This is a genomic window from Caulobacter sp. GW821-FHT12A07 (assembly GCF_058807655.1).
The window spans coordinates 137,600-155,276 of record NZ_JBXAQX010000012.1 but is presented as its reverse complement, the minus strand read 5'-3'; the positions used below and the strand labels follow the sequence as shown (position 1 = coordinate 155,276).

Below are 17,677 nucleotides of genomic sequence, written 5' to 3'. Positions count from 1 at the left end.
ATCCCCACCGAACAAGTCGGGGATAAATTCGTGCGAACCTTCAAGCTTCAACTTCTCGCCTTCACTTCCGGCCTCGTCTTCGCTAGCGGAGCCTGGGCCGGCGGGGCCTTGGCGGCCGAGCCGGCGCCGACCACCAATGCTGACGATGCGGCCTCCCCCGCCGTCGAGCAGGTGATCGTCACCGCCGAGCGCCGCGCCACCGACCTGCAGAAGACCGCGATCGCCATCTCGGCCTTCGGCTCGCAGGTGCTGGCCGACCGCAAGGTCGACAGCATCCGCGACCTGTCGGGCCAGATTCCGAACTTCAGCATCAGCCGCGTCACCATCAGCCACACCACCCAGACCTATGCGCTGCGCGGCGTCGGCGAGGCCGATCCGATCCAGGAGCCGGTGCTGGCCGTCTATGTCGACGACGTCTACATCCCGCGCCAGATCGGCTCGATGGTCGAGTTCAACGACCTGGAGCGCATCGAGGTGCTGCGCGGCCCGCAGGGCACGCTCTACGGCCGCAACTCCAGCGCCGGCGCCCTGCGCATCATCACCCGCGATCCCGGCCAGGAATTCCGCGCCAAGGCCGAGGTGGGCCTGGGCAGCTATGGCGCCGTCGACGTGCGCGCCCTGGTCGAGGGTCCGATCGTCGACGACAAGCTGTCGGGCAGCTTCTCCTACATCCACCACAAGCGCGACGGGGTGACCTTCGACCCGACGCTGAACCACGACGTCAATCGCATCGATCTCGACGCCTACCGCGCCAAGCTGCGCTGGACGCCGACCGAGAAGCTGGACGTGCTGTTCACGCTGAACGCCCTGCGCGACCGCAGCGACAGCCGCAGCTACGTGCCGGTCACCCAGCCGAACGGCGAATTCAACAACCGCCGCTCCTATTCCGAGGTCGAGCCCAAGCAGGACCTCGACCAGATCAGCGGCTCGATCCGCGTCCAGTACGCCCTGAGCGACCATCTGAAGCTGAAGTCGATCACGGCCTACGGCGGCTTCAACCTGAACCCGGTCTATTACGACAACGACGGCCAGGCGGCGCTGATCCAGAAGAACCTGATCCACTACAACGACCAGTACGCCACCCAGGAAATCCAGCTGAACGGCGACTTCGGCAAGCTGACCTTCACCAGCGGCCTGTTCTACCTGCATGAGCGGTTCTTCGTGCAGCGCGACGGCTACAGCCGCCGGACCGCAACGGTCACCGATCCGGTGACGACGCCCAGCAACTACGGCTTCGCCCGCGCCCACAACATCACCAACACCGACGCCTACGCCCTGTTCGGCGAGGCGACCTATGCGGTGACCGACCGCCTCAGCGTCACCGGCGGCCTGCGCTGGACCAACGAGGAGAAGGAATTCACCTTCGACAACAAGGTGCTGAACCTGGCCGGCCAGGTCACCGGCCAGTCGATCGCCGGAACCGCCGACAAGACCTTCTCGGCGATCACCCCGAAGCTGTCGGTGCAGTACCAGTGGACGCCGGCCGTCCTGCAGTACGCGACCTATTCCAAGGGCTTCAAGTCGGGCGGCTTCGACAACCGGGCCACGCGCCTGGACTTGGCCACCCGCCCGTTCGCGCCGGAAGACGTCAACACCTACGAGACCGGCCTGAAGACCGAGTTGTTCGACCGCCGGGCGCGGGTGAACCTGGCGGCCTTCTACAACGACTACGAAAACCTGCAGGTCAGCTACAGCGACCCGGCCTATCCGGGCAATTCGATCCGCGGCAACGCCGGCGAGGCCCACACCTACGGCGTCGAACTGGAGACCGACGTGCGGGCCACCGAGCGCCTGAGCCTGCAAGGCTCGGTCGGCTGGCTGTACGCCGTCTACGACACCTACAAGAACGCCGGCGGCGTGGGCGTGAACGCCGACGGCCATCGCCTGCTGAACTCGCCGCGCTGGAGCCTGTCGGGCGGGGTGACCTGGGATGTCCCGGTGGAAGTTCCGGGTTCGATCCGCGCCAACCTGAACGCCCAATGGCAGACCAAGACCTATTTCAGCGCCCTGCAACGGCCGCAGGACGAGGCGCCCGCCCAGGGCTTCCTCAACGGCACGATCACCTGGACCGCACCCAACCCGCAGTGGGCCGTGCAGCTGTCGGGCCGCAACCTGCTCGACAGCGACAAGCCGGTGACCTCGACCTACACGCCGGCCACCGGGGTCTATTACAAGAACTATCCCGATCCGCGGACCTGGCTGGTCACGCTGAAGTACGCGCTGTGATCCGATGACCGGCGCGCCCAACCTCACCCGCCTGGCCAACTTCGTCGGAGACCTCGGCGCCCTGCTCGACCGCACGGGCGAGGAGGCGGAGATCCTGCGCGAGGGGGGCGGCCTGCTGGCCGCCCTGATCGCCACCGACGACTGGCTGCCGGACGCCTACGCCGTTCCGAGCCCGGCCCGCTATCAGCAATACCTGCTGCATTGCGACAGCCGCGAGCGGTTCAGCGTGGTCAGCTTCGTCTGGGGGCCGGGCCAGGCGACGCCGGTCCACGACCACACGGTCTGGGGCCTGGTGGGCGTGCTGCGCGGGGCCGAGCTGTCGCAAGCCTATCACCGCGACGGCGCCGCCCTGGTCTCGCACGGTCCGGTCCACCGGCTCGAGCGCGGCGAGGTCGAGGCCGTGTCTCCCACCGTCGGCGACGTGCACCGGGTCACCAACGCCTTCGACGACAGGCCCTCGATCAGCATCCACGTCTACGGGGCCAATATCGGGGCGGTGCGCCGCTCGACCTACGACGCCGACGGACGGAGCAAGCCCTTCGTCTCCGGCTACTCCAACGACACCCTTCCAAACCTGTGGGACCGCTCCAAGCCGGTCCCCGCCGAGGCCGCGCCATGACCCTGCCCGTCGTCACGCCCCGCGAAGTCCGCCAGGACCTGATCGCCCGCCGCGAGATCGCCCTTCTGGACCTGCGCGAGGAAGATCCCTTCGCCAAGGCCCACCCGCTGTTCGCCTCGCAGCTGCCGCTCTCGCGGCTGGAGGTCGAGATCCTCGATCGCGTGCCCCGCAAGGAGACGCGGATCGTGCTCTACGACAATGGCGAGGGCCTGGTCTCGCCGGCCGGCAAGCGGCTGGCGGCGCTGGGCTACACCAACGTCCAGGCGCTGAAGGGCGGGTTGCAGGGCTGGACCGAGGCCGGTTACGAGCTCTTCCAGGACGTCAATTCCTACAGCAAGGCGTTCGGCGAACTGGTCGAAGCGCGGCGGCACACCCCGTCCCTTCCCGCCCAGGAGGTGCAGGCCCGCATCGACGCCAAGGCCGATCAGGTGATCCTCGACGCCCGCCGGTTCGAGGAATACGCGGTGATGAGCATTCCTGGCGGCGTCAGCACGCCAGGCGCCGAACTGGTGCTGCGCGCCAGGGAGCTGGCGCCCGATCCCGCGACCACCATCATCGTCAACTGCGCGGGCCGCACCCGCAGCCTGATCGGCGCCCAGTCGCTGGTCAACGCCGGCGTGCCCAACCCCGTCTTCGCCCTGCGCAACGGCACGATCGGCTGGACCCTGGCCCAGCAGAGCCTGGAGCACGGCCAGAGCCGCAAGTTCCCCGACGTCTCGACCCAGACCCTGGAAGAGGCCCGCGCCAAGGCGCGCGACGTGGCCTATCGCGCCGGCGTGCGCCGTATCGACGCCGAGGGCCTCGCCGACCTGGCCACCGACCGCAAACGCACCCTCTATCGCTTCGACGTGCGCACGCCCGACGAATACGCCAAGAGCCACCTGCCCGGCTTCCGCAGCGCGCCCGGCGGCCAGCTGGTGCAGGAGACCGACGTCTTCGCCCCCGTGCGCGGCGGCCGCATCGTGCTGGCCGACGACCTCGGGCCCCGCGCCGACATGACCGCCTCGTGGCTGGCCCAGCTGGGCTGGGAAACCTACGTGCTGGAGGACGGATTCGAGGGCGACCTCGCGACCGGCGCCTGGAAGCCTTCGGAGCCGCCGCACCTGCCGGTGGTCGAGACCATCCTGCCCCGCACCCTCTCCGAAGCCCTGGCCAACGAGGCCGTCGTGGTGCTGGACCTCGCCCCCAGCCCCGCCCACCGCAAGGGCCACGTGCCCGGCGCCTGGTTCGCCATCCGCGCCCAGTTGGCCGAGGCGCTGGAGCGCGTGCCGGAAGGCAAGCCGATCGTCCTGACCTCGCCCGACGGCGTGCTGGCCCGCCTGGCCGCGCCGGAGCTGGAGGACATCGCCGACCAGCCCGTCCGCGTGCTCGACGGCGGCACGGCCGCATGGGTCGCCGCCGGCCGCGCGCTGGAGACCGGCCTGACCCACGCCGCCAGCGACCCGACCGACGTCTACAAGCGCCCCTACGAGGGCACCGACAACGCCGCCGAGGCCATGCAGGCCTATCTCGACTGGGAGTTCGGCCTGGTCGACCAGCTGGCCCGCGACGGCTCACACGGCTTCTTCGTGATCTGAGGTCCAGCCCCATGCCCCTGACCCTCTATATCGCTCCCGGCAGCTCTTCCCTGGCCCCGCTCGTGGCCCTGGAGGAGATCGGCGTCGCCTACGAGGTCCAGCGCCTGGATCTCGCCGCCGGCGACCAGCGCAAGCCCGACTACCTGAAGGTCAATCCCAAGGGCCGGGTGCCGACCCTGGCCGTCGATGGCGAGCCGGTCACCGAGGTGCTGGCCATCCTTACCTACCTGGCCCACCGCTACCCGCACAGCGAGCTCTTGCCGTTGCTGGAGCCAATGAAGCTGGCCCACGCCTACGAGGTGATGAGCTGGTTCGCCAGCACGGTGCACGTGGCCTTCGCCCAGATCGCGCGGCCCGAACGCTACGCCGACGACGAGGCGGTGAAGGCCGCGCTCGCCACGCCCGGCGAGGCCCGCTTCGCCCGCACCCTCGCCGACATCGAGCGCCTGGCCCAGGGCCCCGGCCCGTGGCTGCTGGGCGAGCACTTCAGCGCCGTGGACGCCTACGCCCTGGTGATCTGGCGCTGGGGCGAGCGCCGGCAGATCGACCTTTCCGCCTATCCCGCCTGGAGCGCCAAGGCCGCCCGCGCCTTCGCCCGCCCCTCAGTCGTCCGCGCCCTGCGCAAGGAGACGGCCCAGGCGACCACCCACGCCCACTGATTTCTCTCTCGTTTTCTCATTCTCGAACCCTCAGGAGCTTTCCCATGAGCGTCGAATTCATCGGTATCATCCACACCCAGAACGTCTCGGAGATCCATCCGCCGGCCGGCCCGGTCATCGACGTCGATTACGTCGAGAAGATCGCCCGCGCCCATGACGAAGGCGGCTTCGACCGCGCCCTGGTCGCCTTCCACTCGACCGGCCCGGAAAGCCAGCTGGTGGTGGCTCACGCGGCTTCCGTGACCAAGACCCTGAAGTTCATGATCGCCCACCGGCCGGGCTTCACCGCCCCGACCCTGGCGGCGCGGCAACTGGCGACGCTGGACCACTTCACCGGCGGCCGCGTGGCCGTGCACATCATCACCGGCGGTTCGGACGAGGAACTGGCCAAGGACGGCGACCACCTGACCAAGGACGAGCGCTACGCCCGCACCAGCGAATATCTCGACATCGTCCGCGCCGAATGGACCAGCGAAAAGCCGTTCGACTACAAGGGCCAATACTACCAGGTCGACCAGGGCTTCGGCGCGGTGAAGCCGCTGCGCGCGCCCCAGATTCCGGTCTATTTCGGCGGCTCGTCGGAAGCGGCGATCCCGGTGGCCGGCAAGCACGCCGACATCTTCGCCCTGTGGGGCGAGACCCAGGCCCAGGTCGCAGAGACCATCGCCCGCGTGCGCCACGCCGCCGCCAAGCACGGCCGCCAGGTGAAGTTCTCGCTGTCGCTGCGTCCGATCATCGCCGACACCGAAGAGGCCGCCTGGGCCCGCGCCGACGAGATCGTGGCCAAGGCCAAGGCCCTGCGCGAGGCGGCCGGCCTGCCGACCAGCGGCCACCGCCCGCCCAACGCCGGCTCGCAGCGCCTGCTCGACGCGGCTGCTCAGGGGTCGCGCCTCGACAAGCGGCTGTGGACGGGCGTGGCCGCCGTCACCGGCGCGGCCGGCAACTCCACGGGCCTGGTCGGCACGCCGCAACAGGTGGCCGAGGCCCTGCTCGACTACTACGACTTGGGCGTCACCACCTTCCTGATCCGCGGCTTCGATCCGGTGGAGGACGCCATCGCCTACGGCCGCGACCTGCTGCCGCTGGTGCGCAGGCTGGTGGCCGAGCGCGAAGCCCAGATCGAGGCCCAACCGGCGGCGGCGGCCAGCTGATGGCCCGCTACGACGCCGCGGCGGCGGGGGAAGCCCCGCCCGCCACCTTTACCGACGTGCTCGCGCACCTCGCGAGCGGCGTCGCCATCGTCTCCTGCTGGGACGGGCAGGCGCCGCGCGGCCTGCTGGTCAGCTCGATCACCGGGCTGTCCGTCGAGCCGCCGCGCTTCCTGTTCTGCGTGCGCAAGGAGGCGGGGTGTCACGACGCTCTCCTCCGCCGCCCCGCCCTGTCGGTGTCGCTGCTGGCGGCGGACGACAAGGAGGAGGCCCTGCGCTTCGCCAGCGGGTCGCGGGCGGCCGAGCGGTTCGCGCCGGAACGCTGGCGGCTGCAGCCCGGCGCGCCGCCCGCTTTCCGGGGCGGCATCGCGCGGGCCGAGTGCTTCGTCGACGCGGTGATCGACACCGGCAGCCACTCGGTCTTCATCGTCGAGGCCGAACGCTTCGCCTTCACGCCGGCCGCGCCCCTGGTGGCGTGGAACCGGGGGCTGACGTCGCTGGGCGGAGCCGAGGCGGGTTAGAATTCCCGCCCAATCCACTGTTCCAAATACAAAAAAGCCCCGCCAGGCGATCCACCTGGCGGGGCTTGTTCATGTGCGATGGATCACTCCGCCGCGGCGGGCAGTTCCTGGGCCGAGGCCAGGGCCTGGTCGAGATCGGCGAGGATGTCGTCGATGTGCTCCAGGCCCACCGACAGCCGCACATAGCCGTCGGAGACGCCGGTGGCGGCCTGGTCCTCGGCGCTGAGCTGGGAGTGGGTGGTCGAGGCGGGATGGATGGCGAGGCTCCGCGCGTCGCCGATATTGGCCACGTGGTAGAACAGCTTCAGGCCGTCGATGAACCGCCGCCCGGCCTCGCGCCCGCCGGCCAGCTCGAAGCCGACCAGGCCGCCGTAGCCGCCCGACAGATAGCGGTCGGCGCGCTGGCGGCGCAGGCCGTCCTGGGCCGAGGGGTGGATCACCCGGATCACGTCGGGGTGGTTGGCCAGGTGGTCGGCCACGGCCTGGGCGTTCTGCGAATGGCGGGCGATGCGCAGCGGCAGGGTCTCCAGCCCTTGCAGGATCTGGAAGGCGTTGAACGGCGACAGGGCCGAGCCAAGGTCGCGCAGCAGCACGGTGCGGGCCCGCAGGATGTAGGCGATCGGCCCCAGCGGCTTGGCCGCCTCGCTCCAGACCGCGCCGTGATAGCTGGGGTCGGGGGTGTTGAGCGTCGGTTGGCGCTCGGGATGGGCCTGCCAGTCGAAATTGCCGCCGTCGATGATCACGCCGCCGATCGAGGTGCCGTGGCCGCCGATATACTTGGTGGTCGAATAGACGACGATGGCCGCGCCGTGCTCCAGCGGCCGGGCCAGCAGGGGCGCGGCGGTATTGTCGACGATCAGCGGCACGCCCAGCTTGCGGCCGATGGCGGCCACCTCGGCGATCGGGAAGACGGTCAGCTTCGGATTGGGCAGGGTCTCGGCGTAGTAGGCCCGCGTGCGCTCGTCGGTGGCGCGAGCGAAGGCCTCGGGATCCTCCGGATCGACGAAGCGGACTTCGATCCCCTGGTCGCGCAGGGTGTTGGCGAACAGGTTCCAAGTGCCGCCATAGAGGTCGGTGGAGCTGACGATGTTGTCGCCGGCCCGGGCGAGGTTCTGGATGGCGAAGGCGGAAGCCGCCTGGCCGGACGACACCGCAAGAGCGGCCGCCCCGCCTTCCAGCGCGGCGAGGCGCTGTTCGAGGATGTCGATCGTCGGATTGCCGATGCGGGTATAGATGTTGCCCAGCTGGCGCAGGGCGAACAGGTCGGCCGCGTGGTCGGCGCTCTGAAACTGATAGGACGTGGTCTGGTAGATCGGCGGGGCCACCGCGCCGGTGGTCGGATCGGCCCGCCAGCCCGCGTGCAGGGCCAGGGTTTCGGGGTGCAGCTTGCGGTCGGACATCGGCTTCTCCTGAAGCTTTTTCGCGTCGATGGCGAAAACCTAGACCCGGCCCGCCGCCGGCCGCACGGCCGATAATCTCGCCGCGCGGGCAGAAAAACTCTCACCGAAGGTTGCGGGTGCGCCAAACACGCGCCGATGCTCAAGCGAAGCTCAACACGGCGGATGAGCCCGGCAAAACTGCACCGATCGCAATAGATCGAACGCAATTACTCATAAGTCGAAACGCGACAAAAACTTATCACCCTGCCCATTCGATAATCCATAAAAATCAATCACGAATGAGACTTGTGAAACTTGACCGGGAGAACAACGGCAAGCCGCTGTAGTTTTTCTGAATACCGATAACGGCAGCCGGCGCCCAGCAATCGTCCCTGGAGGCGACGCATGTCGACGCTTCCTTCTTTGGCGACTTCCCCGCGTTCACTCTTGGCCGCCGCCTCGGCGGCGGCCGCTTCTTGGGGAGGGTCTTTCGGGGGCGTTTTCGGTTTTGGTCAGTCGTCGTTCGTTCATCACCCGTGCGTTTTCCATCGGCGGGTTCGCCGCCGGCTATGCGGCCCTGCAAGGCCTTGGCCTGACCTCCAGCGCCTTCGCCCAGGAGGCCACGGACCTGCCGCGCGATTTCGGCAAGGGCCGTTCGGTCGTCGTGCTCGGGGCCGGTATCGCCGGCCTGGTCGCGGCCTATGAACTGGAGCGCGCTGGCTTCGCCGTCACCGTCGTCGAGGCCCGCGAGCGGGTCGGCGGCCGCAACTGGACGATCCGTGGCGGCGACCGCGTCGAGACCATCGATCGTCCCAGCCAGACCGCCGGCTTCTCGCAAGGCCTCTATTTCAACGCCGGCCCCGCCCGCCTGCCCAGCCATCACCAGGGCGTGCTGTCCTACGCCAAGACCCTGGGCGTGCCGCTGGAGGTGGAGGTCAATTCCAGCCGCAGCAGCCTGCTGCAATCGGACGCCTCGTTCGGCGGCAAGCCGGTGCAGCAGCGCCAGGCGATCAACGACCTGCGCGGCGGGCTGTCCGAACTGCTGGCCAAGGCGACGCGCGGCGGCGGCCTGGACCAGGAGCTGACCGCGCCGGACAAGGAACGGCTGCTGGCCTTCCTGAAGACCTATGGCGACCTCGACGCTGGCGGCGCCTACAAGGGCTCGGAGCGCTCGGGCTATGTGACGACGCCCGGCGCGGCCGAGCAGCGGGGCGTGGCCCGCCCGCCCCTGCCCCTGCGCGACCTGCTGTCGGACGAGGCCCTGCCCTACGCCCTCTTCGAGGAGAACATCCTCATGCAGGCGACCATGCTGGAGCCCACGGGCGGCATGGACGCCATCCCCAAGGCTTTGCACAAAGCACTGAAAGGCCCGGTGCTGCTGGGCGCCGAGGTCACGGCCTTTCGCCAGACGACCAAGATCGCCGAGGTGGCGATCCGCGACCGCAAGAGCGGCGCGGCCCGCAAGCTGACCGCCGACTATCTGGTCGTCACCGTGCCGCTGCCGATCCTGGCCAGGATCGCCACCGATCTTCCGGCCGATGTCACCGCCGCCATCGCCGGCGCCAGGTACGACAACGCCACCAAGGTGGCCTTCGACTCCCCGCGCTTCTGGGAGGCCGAGCAGATCTATGGCGGGCTGTCGTTCGTCGGCGGCGAGACGACCCTGGTGTGGTATCCCAGCGCCGGCTTCCACCAGCCGCGCGGCCTGCTGGTCGGCGCCTACACCGTCGGCGCGCCCGCCCGCGCCTTCCAGGCCCGCAGCTTCGACGAGCAGGTGGCCATGACCCGCGCGGCGATCGACAAGCTGCACCCCGGCAAGGGTCGCGAGCCGACCGCGCCGCTGGTGATCGACTGGAACCGCCAGGCCTTCAACCTCGGCCCCTGGATCCACTGGGAGGGCGACGGCAACGACCCGGCCGCCTATCGCCTGCTCAACCAGCCCCAGGGCCGGATCTTCCTGTCCGGCGCCCACCTTTCGCAGCTGCCCAGCTGGCAGGAGGGCGGCGTCGCCGCCGCCCGCCGCACGGTCGGCCTGATCGCCCAGCGCGTCCGCGCCGACGGGCTCACCCTTTCCCGAACGGAGACCCATCCATGATCCGCAAGCTCGCCTTCGCCCTCGTTCTGACCGCCGCTTTCGCGGCAGGCTCGGCAAACGCCGCCGAGATCCGCCGCGCGCCATCGTCGGGCGCGATCGCCATCACCCCGTCGGTGGCCGTGCCGGCCGGAACCGAACTCGTCTTCCTGAGCGGCGCCCTGCCGACCATCGCCGACAAAGCCAAGCCCGGCGACACCGAGGCCCAGACCCGCTCGGTGCTCTCGAAGCTGGAAGCAGCGCTGAAGGCCGAGGGCCTGGGACACGGCGACGTGGTCAAGGCCACCGTCTTCCTGGTCGGCGACCCGGCCAAGGGCGGCGAGATCGATTTTCCCGGCCTCAACAAGGCCTGGAGCGAGGTTTTCGGAACCGCCGCCCAGCCCAACAAGCCCGCGCGCAGCACGGTGAAGGTCGCCGGCCTGGTACTGCCCGGCGCCCTGGTCGAAATCGAATTCGTCGCCGCCAAGGTCCGCTGACCGGCTCCGCGACGTAACAGCACCCGCCGCGCGACGGGGGCCGCTTTCCCGGCCGATCGCGCACCTTTCCCAACAATCTGAAACTTTCATCGGGGGATAAGATGAAAACCCAAATTCTGGGCGTGTCGGCGCTCGCCTTGTCGCTGGCGGTCTGGGGTACGGCCTTCGCCGATCCCGTCGCGCCGGAACCCGCGCCCGACGCCGCCTCGGTCGAGGGCGTGATCGTCACCGGCACCCGCCAGACCGGCGTCCGCGCGGTCGACAGCCCGGCGCCCGTGCAGGTGATCGCCGAGGACGCCCTGGCCCGCACCGGCCAGCCCGACCTGCGCCTGGCGCTGAGCAATCTGGTGCCGTCGTTCACCGCCCAGGCCTTCGGCGGCGACGCGGCCAACCTGACCCTGTCGGCGCGCCTGCGGGGGCTGAGCGCGAACCACACCCTGGTGTTGATCAACGGCAAGCGCCGCCATGGCACCGCCAACCTCGCCGTGCTGGCGGGCGCCTATCAGGGCTCGGCGGGGGCCGACCTGAACTTCATCCCGACCGCCTCGGTCGCCCGCATCGAGGTGCTGACCGACGGCGCGGCGGCCCAATACGGCACCGACGCCATCGCCGGGGTGATCAACATCATCCTCAAGGACGCCGACCACGGCGGCAGCGCCTCGGCCACCGGCGGCGCCTACTACAAGAACGACGGCGAAACCTACAGCCTGTCGGCCAACGCCGGCTTCGCGCCGGCGCCGGGCGCCTATGTGAACGTGACGCTGGAGAACCGCTTCCACGACTTCAGCTTCAGCGGCAATCCCGACGCGCGCGTGACCTCGACCTCGGCGGTGAGCACCAATCCCACCTGGCCCTCGGCCCTGTCCGGCTATCCCTATGTGAACCAGATCGCCGGCGACGCCCGCTACCAGCTGAACGTCGGCACGGCCTCGGCGGGCTGGAAGGCCAGCGAGGCGGTCGAGGTCTACGCCTTCGGCACCTATGGCGTGAAGAAGGCCACGGCCTACGAGAACTATCGCCTGCCCAACCGCCTGCCGGCCGTCTACCCCAAGGGCTTCAGCCCGCGCCTGGAGACGCTGGAAAAGGACGGCGCCCTGACCGGCGGGATCAAGGGCCAGGTCTTCGGCGGCTGGCGCTATGACCTGTCCAGCACCTACGGCCGCGACGACCACGAGGTGCGGGTGCGCAACTCGGCCAACATCCAGCTCTATACCGACACCGGCGCGACCCCGACCGACTTCCACGCCGGCGACTTCATCTTCAGCCAGTGGACCAACAACCTGGATCTCAGCCGCGAGTTCGAGGTCGGCTGGGCCTCGCCGCTGACGCTGGCCCTGGGGCTGGAACAGCGCAACGAGACCTACGAGATCAAGGCCGGCGATTACGCCTCGCGCTACAAGTCGGGCTCGCAGTCCTATCCGGGCTTTGCTCTGACCGACGCCGGCGAGCACGATCGCGACAGCTGGGCGGCCTATGCCGACCTCGCCGTCTCGCCGGTCGAGAACCTGAAGCTCGACTTCGCCGTGCGCCACGAGAAGTTCAGCGACTTCGGCTCGGCCGACATCGCCAAGCTGACCGGCCGCTACGACTTCACCCCGACCTTTGCGGTGCGCGGCACGGTCAGCACCGGTTTCCGGGCGCCGACCCTGGCCGAGCTCTACTACTCGGCCACCAACGTATCGCCGACCACCGCCTTCGTGCAGCTGGCGCCGGGATCGGCCGGGGCCAAGCTGCTGGGCGTCGATGGCCTGGATCCGGAGAAGTCGACCAACCTCAGCGTCGGCATCGTCGCCGAGCCCCTGCCCCGCGTGTCGCTGACCATCGACGCCTACCAGATCGAGATCGAGGACCGCATCGTCGGCAGCGGCGCGCTCTACGGCAAGATCAGCGGGACGGTGGTCAACGCGGCCATCACCAACGCCATCGCCGCCAACGGCAACGTGCTGGATCCGTTGGTCGGCACCACCGGCATCAACCTGTTCTCCAACGGCCTGGACACCCGCACCCGCGGCGTCGAGGCCCTGGCCACCACCTGGACCGACCTGGGCGAGTTCGGGAAGATCGACTGGACCCTGGGCGTCAACGTCAACCAGACCAAGGTCACCCGCATCGCGGCCCCGCCCTCGGGCCTGGGCGGATCGGTGCTCTACGACAAGGCGGCCATCGCGTTCCTCGAGCACGCCTCGCCGCGCTACAAGGCCAACCTTTCGGCGGTCTACACGAACGACCGCTGGACGGTGAACCTGGTCAACACCCTGTACGGCAAGGCCTGGGCCTACACCAACGTCAACGGGACCTACTTCAAGGACGAGATCAAGTCGCACCTGATCACCGACCTGGAACTGTCCTATCGCGTCACCGACGGGCTGAAGGTGGCGCTGGGGGCCAACAACCTGTTCGACGTCCATCCCGAGGAACTGAACGCCGCCGGCACCGCCGCCTCGGTCGCGGCCGGCAACCCGGGGGTGGCGAAGTATCCCAGCTTCTCGCCGTTCGGGATCAACGGCGGCTACTACTACGCCCGCGTCACCTACGACTTCTGACACAGAAGCCTCCCTGGGCGTGAAAGCGCCCAGGGAGAGCATTCGGATCGCCAGGAGCAAGACTGAGCGACATCGCGCAAGCACGCGGCCGCCCTTGGGTGCATGGTGGGCTCGACGCCCGCACCAGGAAGGCCGGTCCGATGAGCTGCTCGCACCTTTCGACCATCGTCGTCGTCACGCCCAGCGCCGACGGCTGCGAAGACTGCCTCAAGACCGGCGGCTGGTGGGTGCACCTGCGCCTGTGCCGCGCCTGCGGACACGTCGGCTGCTGCGACCAGTCGCCCGGCCGCCACGCCACGGCCCACTTCAAGGCGACCGACCACCCGATCATCGAAGGCTACGACCCGCCCGAGGGCTGGGGCTGGTGCTATGTCGACGAGGTCTCGTTCGATCTTTCCGAGTACAAGACGCCGCATCCCCGCCCGATCAAGAAGTGGGTGGAGGGGTAGCGGCTTTGCCCACCGCCCCAACATAAACGCCCGCCATTCCCGCCTTTGCGCTGGGAACCACTGGTTCAGACGACACCTGCGATCCTAGCGGACCGCCCCGTTCGTTCTAGCGGCGGATAGAGGGGCTCCCGCCACAAGGGCGAGAGTTCACCGAGACAGACACTTGCTCGCGACGAGCCATCTGAGCGTCCGAAACAGGCCGCAAGGCCCCTTTCGGTTCACGACCCCGAGCGGAAGCCGAAAGAGTCAGATACTCTTCTTTGATGTTGAAACACCTCCGCGCACCCTGGCCCGAGATTGATATCCCTCCGGGGGAACCGACCTGGCTGCTCTACGAATTGGACGAACAGCTGGACGCGGTCGTTCGTTCTGCCCATGTGTTTGCAGACGGAAGCGTCGCTCGCAATAGTATCGAGATAGAGGAACGCCGCGGGAAGCCGTGTCCCTCTCTGATTGATTGCTCGCTCGCCGAAGGATTTGACGGTGTCGACGCCGAACAGATCACGCCGGAAGAGTTCGAGGCCGTCTGGGTTAGGGGCGTCGACAAGCCATTCTGGAACGTCAGCTAACCACCCATAGCTGACATCAAATCCGTCCGCTTCCGAGCGGGCTTGTCGTGGATGTCTCCGGCGCCGGGGCGAGCATGACGGGAAAAGTAGAGCCCCTACCGCGCCCGCACCTCCTCCAGATGCCGGTGGATGGCCGAGACCACGACCGAGCCCTCGCCCACCCCGGCCGCGACGCGCTTGATCGAGCCCGAGCGCACGTCGCCGACGGCGTAGATGCCCAGCTTTTCGGTCTCGTAGGCCGAGCGGGCGCCGGCGACGCCGCTTTCGCCGGTCAGGACGAAACCCTGCTGGTCGAGGTCGAAGCAGCCGGCCAGCCAGTCGGTGTTGGGCTGGGCGCCGATCATAACGAACAGGGCGCCGGCGTCGACGACCGTCTCCTCGCCCGTCTTGCGGCCGGTCCAGCCGATGCGGCGCAGGGTGCGATCGCCCTCCAGGCGGGTGACCTCGCTGAACGGGTGCAGGGTGATGCGGGCCGAGCTTTCGATGCGCTGGACCAGATAGTCCGACATGGTCGCCGCCAGCCCCTCGCCGCGCACCAGCATGTGCACGTGGCCGACGGTGCGGGAGAGGAACATCGCCGCCTGGCCCGCCGAATTGCCGCCGCCGACCACCACCACCGACTGTCCGCGACAGAGGTCGGACTCCATGGCCGTGGCCGCATAGTGGATCGCCTGGCCGTCGAAGCGGTCGTAGTCGGGCACGTCGAGCTTGCGGTAGCGGGCGCCCGAGGCGATCACCACCGACAAGGCCTGCAGGGTCTGGCCGTCCTCGAGCTTCAGCCGGTAGGGATGGCTTTCGCAGTCGACGCCGACCACCGCGCGCGACACCGCCAGCCGGGCGCCGAACTTCTGGGCCTGGACCTGGGCGCGGCCGGCCAGGGCCTGGCCGGAGATCCCCGTCGGGAAGCCCAGATAGTTCTCGATCTTGGAACTGGCCCCGGCCTGGCCGCCGGGCGCCAGGCCCTCGATGATCACCGTGGAGAGGCCTTCCGAGGCCGCGTAGGTCGCCGCCGACAGGCCCGCCGGCCCTGCCCCGACCACGGCGACGTCGAACACCTGGTCGGGATCGAAGCGCTCGGTCATGCCCAGGCGGTCGGCCAGGACGGTGGTCTCGGGGTTGAGCATCACCACCCGGTCGGGTGTGACCACCGCCGGCAGGTCGCCCAGGGTCAGGCCGTGCTGGCCAAGGCAGCTGGAGGCGTCCGGATCGTTGTCGGCGTCGACCAGCCGCAGGGGATAGCCGTTGCGCACGGCGAAGCGCTCGATGCGCAGGGTGTCGGGATCGTCGGGCCGGCCGATCAGCACGATGCCGACCTGGCCGTGATGCAGGAAGCCCATCCGCCGCAGGATGAAGGCCCGCATGATGATCTCGCCGATGTCGGGCTCGGCGGCCATCATGTGGGCGACGTCCTTGTGAGCGACGCGCACCACCCGGCCGGGCGCCACCACCACCGCCCCGACCAGCAGGGCGCGGGCGCTGACCTGGTCGAGCTCGCCGCTGAACTGGCCCGGACCATGGACGGTGATGATCTCGTCGTCGCCGACCTCGCCGGTGCGGGTGATGCCGACCTTGCCTTCCAGCACCAGGAAGAAGTCGGCCCGGCGGTCGCCGCGGCGGAACAGCACCTGGCCGGGGACGATGACTTCCTCGACGCCGTAGGCCGCCAGCCGCTCGGTCTGCTCCGGCGTCAACACCGGAAAGATCTGGGCTGTGCGGGCGTAGGGATCGTCAGCGGCGAGCGGCTTGGTCATGGGGGCTTCCTGGCGGCGAGGCTCTAGTTCGGGGGACGTCCCTGGACAGCGTCTTGAACGGAAACGGCGGAACCGGCCGGATGGCCATGGGGGATCACCGCGACGAAGGCCGCAAGGGCGAACATGGCCGCGACGGCCGTGCTGACGGCCAGTTTCTGGATGTCGGTCACGACGGAAGCTCTCGAACGAGGGCCAGGACGCTCCCCGAGCGATCGGGAAGCGTCGCGGCAGGATCAGGCGCGGTCGCGGCGGCCGGCCTCGAACAGGAACCAGACGCGCTTTTCGGTCTCGTCGATCCAGTTCTCCAGCAGGCTGGCGGTGGCGATGTCGCCGTGTTCGTCGCAGGCGCTGTGGGCCGCGCGCATCGCGGCGGCCAGGGCGCCGTTGTCGTCACGCAGCTCGGCGAGCATGTCGTTCGGCTCCACATAGTCGGCGTCGTTGTCGAGCACGCGCTGGCTGCGGGCGATGTGGCCGATCGAGCGCAGGGTCGTGCCGCCCAGCTTGCGCACCCGCTCGGCGATCGGGTCGGTCATGGCGTAGAGCTCGTCGCCCTGCTCGTCGAACATCAGGTGGTAGTCGCGGAAGTGCGGACCCGAGACGTGCCAATGGAAGTTCTTGGTCTTGATGTAGAGTGCGAAGACGTCGGCCAGCAGCGCGGTCAGGGCGGCCGAGATGTCCTTGGCGGCGGCCTCGCCCAGGCCCGTGGGCGTGGTCAGCGGGGCCAGGCGGCGCGAGCGGGCGGTTTCGATGTCCATGGTCTTCAGTCTCCTGGAAGGATCGTCGGCGACATCCTGACGCCGGACGGGAAGGATCTCTTGGCGATGCACGGCGCCGGCTTGTACGGCCGCGCTCTTTCGGACGGTTCGAGCTGACGGCGCCGCGATGCTGGGTTTCGACAAGACGTCCCGCGGCGGCCTGTTCACGCAGGGCGCATGCGCCACGAACCATCCTCGCCGAACGCTCCGCCCCTCGGCTCAGGCCCGCTTGAGCGAGCCCGTGACCAGGGCGCGGCTCCACGGGCGGTTCTCGCGTCGCCAGGCATGGGGCGTCTGGCCGGTGTGGCGGCGGAAGAGCCGCGTCAGGTGAGCCTGGTCGGCCAGGCCGCAGACGGCGGCGATGTGGGCCAGGCTCTCGGCGGTTTCCAGCATCAGGCCCTGGGCGTGCTCCAGCCGGCAGCGCATGATCCAGGCGTGCGGGGTCTCACCGGTGCTGACCTTGAAGGCCCGGCAGAAATAGCTGGCGCTGAGCCCGACCAGGGCCGCCAGGGTCTCGACATGCAGGCTGTCGTCGAGATTGGCCTCGACATGGGCGGCGACGGCGCGGATCTGCCAGCCGGCGAGCCCGCCCCTGGCCGGACCGCTGGCCCGGGCCGGCGAGTTGGGCCGGAAGCTGCGCTCCTCGCGGGAATTGGTCAGAACCGCCGCCAGGCGATCGAGCATCGCCCGCGCCGAGCCGAGGTCGTCCTCCAGGGCGGCCCGCGCCTGCTCCAGCAGCCAAATCGCCTGAGGCGGGCTGGAGGCGGACGCGCTGGACGGGGGTGCACTAAAAGGGGCGGTTTGGGTCTCGATGGTGCGCAACATGGGTCCGGCCTCCTGCCGCCTCTGATGACCGCAACCTTAGAGACGCCCCGTGACATCGGGACACCGAACGGACGTAGGCCGGGCGTAC

16 protein-coding genes are annotated in these 17,677 nt (G+C 69.2%); 11 read left to right on the top strand and 5 right to left on the bottom strand.

All coding sequences use genetic code 11. The annotated features are described in order from the left end of the window. Window positions 1–30: 30 nt before the first annotated feature. Genes AC1RRS_RS21165 through AC1RRS_RS21140 form a run of 6 tightly spaced genes read left to right on the top strand, consistent with a single transcriptional unit; the run spans window position 31 to window position 6,750 of the window. On the top strand, window positions 31–2,226 hold the full coding sequence (locus tag AC1RRS_RS21165) for a TonB-dependent receptor (protein ID WP_492856886.1): 2,196 nt from the start codon (window positions 31–33) through the stop codon (window positions 2,224–2,226). 4 nt (window positions 2,227–2,230) lie between these two features. Next, entirely contained in the window at window positions 2,231–2,845 is a 615-nt protein-coding gene (locus AC1RRS_RS21160) for a cysteine dioxygenase family protein (protein WP_492856885.1), read from the top strand. Next, window positions 2,842–4,422, top strand: a complete 1,581-nt coding sequence (locus AC1RRS_RS21155) for a rhodanese-like domain-containing protein (protein WP_492856884.1) — start codon at window positions 2,842–2,844, stop codon at window positions 4,420–4,422. Before AC1RRS_RS21160 ends, AC1RRS_RS21155 begins: the two co-directional genes overlap by 4 nt. 11 nt (window positions 4,423–4,433) lie before the next feature. After that, window positions 4,434–5,081, top strand: coding sequence for a glutathione S-transferase family protein (locus AC1RRS_RS21150; protein WP_492856883.1), 648 nt, complete (start codon window positions 4,434–4,436; stop codon window positions 5,079–5,081). Window positions 5,082–5,125: 44 nt separating this feature from the next. Further along, a complete protein-coding gene (locus AC1RRS_RS21145) occupies window positions 5,126–6,232 on the top strand; it encodes an LLM class flavin-dependent oxidoreductase (protein WP_492856882.1) in 1,107 nt (368 codons plus the stop codon). Beyond that, window positions 6,232–6,750 carry a flavin reductase family protein gene (locus AC1RRS_RS21140; protein ID WP_492856881.1) on the top strand — a complete coding sequence of 173 codons (519 nt, stop codon included), beginning with the start codon at window positions 6,232–6,234 and terminating at the stop codon, window positions 6,748–6,750. The genes AC1RRS_RS21145 and AC1RRS_RS21140 overlap by 1 nt, the downstream gene beginning before the upstream one ends. Window positions 6,751–6,833: 83 nt before the next feature. Here AC1RRS_RS21140 and AC1RRS_RS21135 read toward each other — a convergent pair whose 3' ends face one another. After that, window positions 6,834–8,150: an O-acetylhomoserine aminocarboxypropyltransferase/cysteine synthase family protein gene (locus AC1RRS_RS21135; RefSeq protein WP_492856880.1), complete on the bottom strand. Its 1,317-nt coding sequence runs from the start codon at window positions 8,148–8,150 to the stop codon at window positions 6,834–6,836. 487 nt (window positions 8,151–8,637) lie between these two features. Between AC1RRS_RS21135 and AC1RRS_RS21130 the strand changes: the two genes are divergently transcribed. The 5 genes from AC1RRS_RS21130 (at window position 8,638) to AC1RRS_RS21110 (ending at window position 14,258) form a co-directional block, all read left to right on the top strand. Then, on the top strand, window positions 8,638–10,224 hold the full coding sequence (locus AC1RRS_RS21130) for a flavin monoamine oxidase family protein (RefSeq protein ID WP_492856879.1): 1,587 nt from the start codon (window positions 8,638–8,640) through the stop codon (window positions 10,222–10,224). Further along, window positions 10,221–10,697: a Rid family hydrolase gene (locus tag AC1RRS_RS21125; RefSeq protein ID WP_487291419.1), complete on the top strand. Its 477-nt coding sequence runs from the start codon at window positions 10,221–10,223 to the stop codon at window positions 10,695–10,697. Before AC1RRS_RS21130 ends, AC1RRS_RS21125 begins: the two co-directional genes overlap by 4 nt. Window positions 10,698–10,798: 101 nt before the next feature. Further along, entirely contained in the window at window positions 10,799–13,240 is a 2,442-nt protein-coding gene (locus AC1RRS_RS21120) for a TonB-dependent receptor plug domain-containing protein (RefSeq protein ID WP_492856878.1), read from the top strand. Window positions 13,241–13,380: 140 nt separating this feature from the next. Then, window positions 13,381–13,689 (top strand): UBP-type zinc finger domain-containing protein, encoded by a 309-nt coding sequence (locus AC1RRS_RS21115; RefSeq protein WP_110118697.1) that lies wholly within the window; start codon window positions 13,381–13,383, stop codon window positions 13,687–13,689. 263 nt (window positions 13,690–13,952) lie between these two features. Next, complete coding sequence (locus AC1RRS_RS21110) at window positions 13,953–14,258, top strand: hypothetical protein (protein ID WP_492856877.1); 306 nt, start codon at window positions 13,953–13,955, stop codon at window positions 14,256–14,258. A gap of 95 nt (window positions 14,259–14,353) precedes the next feature. On the opposite strand, the gene AC1RRS_RS21105 is transcribed toward AC1RRS_RS21110, so the two are convergent. The 4 genes from AC1RRS_RS21105 to AC1RRS_RS21090 all read right to left on the bottom strand — a co-directional run bounded on the left by AC1RRS_RS21105 (window position 14,354) and on the right by AC1RRS_RS21090 (window position 17,589). Continuing rightward, on the bottom strand, window positions 14,354–16,009 hold the full coding sequence (locus AC1RRS_RS21105) for an FAD-dependent oxidoreductase (protein ID WP_492856876.1): 1,656 nt from the start codon (window positions 16,007–16,009) through the stop codon (window positions 14,354–14,356). Window positions 16,010–16,032: 23 nt separating this feature from the next. After that, window positions 16,033–16,179: a hypothetical protein gene (locus AC1RRS_RS21100; RefSeq protein WP_492856875.1), complete on the bottom strand. Its 147-nt coding sequence runs from the start codon at window positions 16,177–16,179 to the stop codon at window positions 16,033–16,035. 63 nt (window positions 16,180–16,242) lie between these two features. Further along, a complete protein-coding gene (locus tag AC1RRS_RS21095) occupies window positions 16,243–16,764 on the bottom strand; it encodes a Dps family protein (protein ID WP_492856874.1) in 522 nt (173 codons plus the stop codon). A gap of 219 nt (window positions 16,765–16,983) precedes the next feature. Further along, complete coding sequence (locus AC1RRS_RS21090; protein WP_492856873.1) at window positions 16,984–17,589, bottom strand: helix-turn-helix transcriptional regulator; 606 nt, start codon at window positions 17,587–17,589, stop codon at window positions 16,984–16,986. Between the last annotated feature and the right edge of the window lie 88 nt (window positions 17,590–17,677).

Bases quoted from the DNA above. Each gene is read 5' to 3' on its own strand.
- AC1RRS_RS21110 (WP_492856877.1), top strand. From the start codon at position 13,953: ATGTTGAAACACCTCCGCGCACCCTGGCCCGAGATTGATATCCCTCCG.
- AC1RRS_RS21125 (WP_487291419.1), top strand. From the start codon at position 10,221: ATGATCCGCAAGCTCGCCTTCGCCCTCGTTCTGACCGCCGCTTTCGCG.
- AC1RRS_RS21150 (WP_492856883.1), top strand. From the start codon at position 4,434: ATGCCCCTGACCCTCTATATCGCTCCCGGCAGCTCTTCCCTGGCCCCG.
- AC1RRS_RS21160 (WP_492856885.1), top strand. From the start codon at position 2,231: ATGACCGGCGCGCCCAACCTCACCCGCCTGGCCAACTTCGTCGGAGAC.
- AC1RRS_RS21145 (WP_492856882.1), top strand. From the start codon at position 5,126: ATGAGCGTCGAATTCATCGGTATCATCCACACCCAGAACGTCTCGGAG.
- AC1RRS_RS21090 (WP_492856873.1), bottom strand. From the start codon at position 17,589: ATGTTGCGCACCATCGAGACCCAAACCGCCCCTTTTAGTGCACCCCCG.
- AC1RRS_RS21140 (WP_492856881.1), top strand. From the start codon at position 6,232: ATGGCCCGCTACGACGCCGCGGCGGCGGGGGAAGCCCCGCCCGCCACC.
- AC1RRS_RS21105 (WP_492856876.1), bottom strand. From the start codon at position 16,009: ATGACCAAGCCGCTCGCCGCTGACGATCCCTACGCCCGCACAGCCCAG.
- AC1RRS_RS21135 (WP_492856880.1), bottom strand. From the start codon at position 8,150: ATGTCCGACCGCAAGCTGCACCCCGAAACCCTGGCCCTGCACGCGGGC.
- AC1RRS_RS21120 (WP_492856878.1), top strand. From the start codon at position 10,799: ATGAAAACCCAAATTCTGGGCGTGTCGGCGCTCGCCTTGTCGCTGGCG.
- AC1RRS_RS21155 (WP_492856884.1), top strand. From the start codon at position 2,842: ATGACCCTGCCCGTCGTCACGCCCCGCGAAGTCCGCCAGGACCTGATC.
- AC1RRS_RS21115 (WP_110118697.1), top strand. From the start codon at position 13,381: ATGAGCTGCTCGCACCTTTCGACCATCGTCGTCGTCACGCCCAGCGCC.
- AC1RRS_RS21095 (WP_492856874.1), bottom strand. From the start codon at position 16,764: ATGGACATCGAAACCGCCCGCTCGCGCCGCCTGGCCCCGCTGACCACG.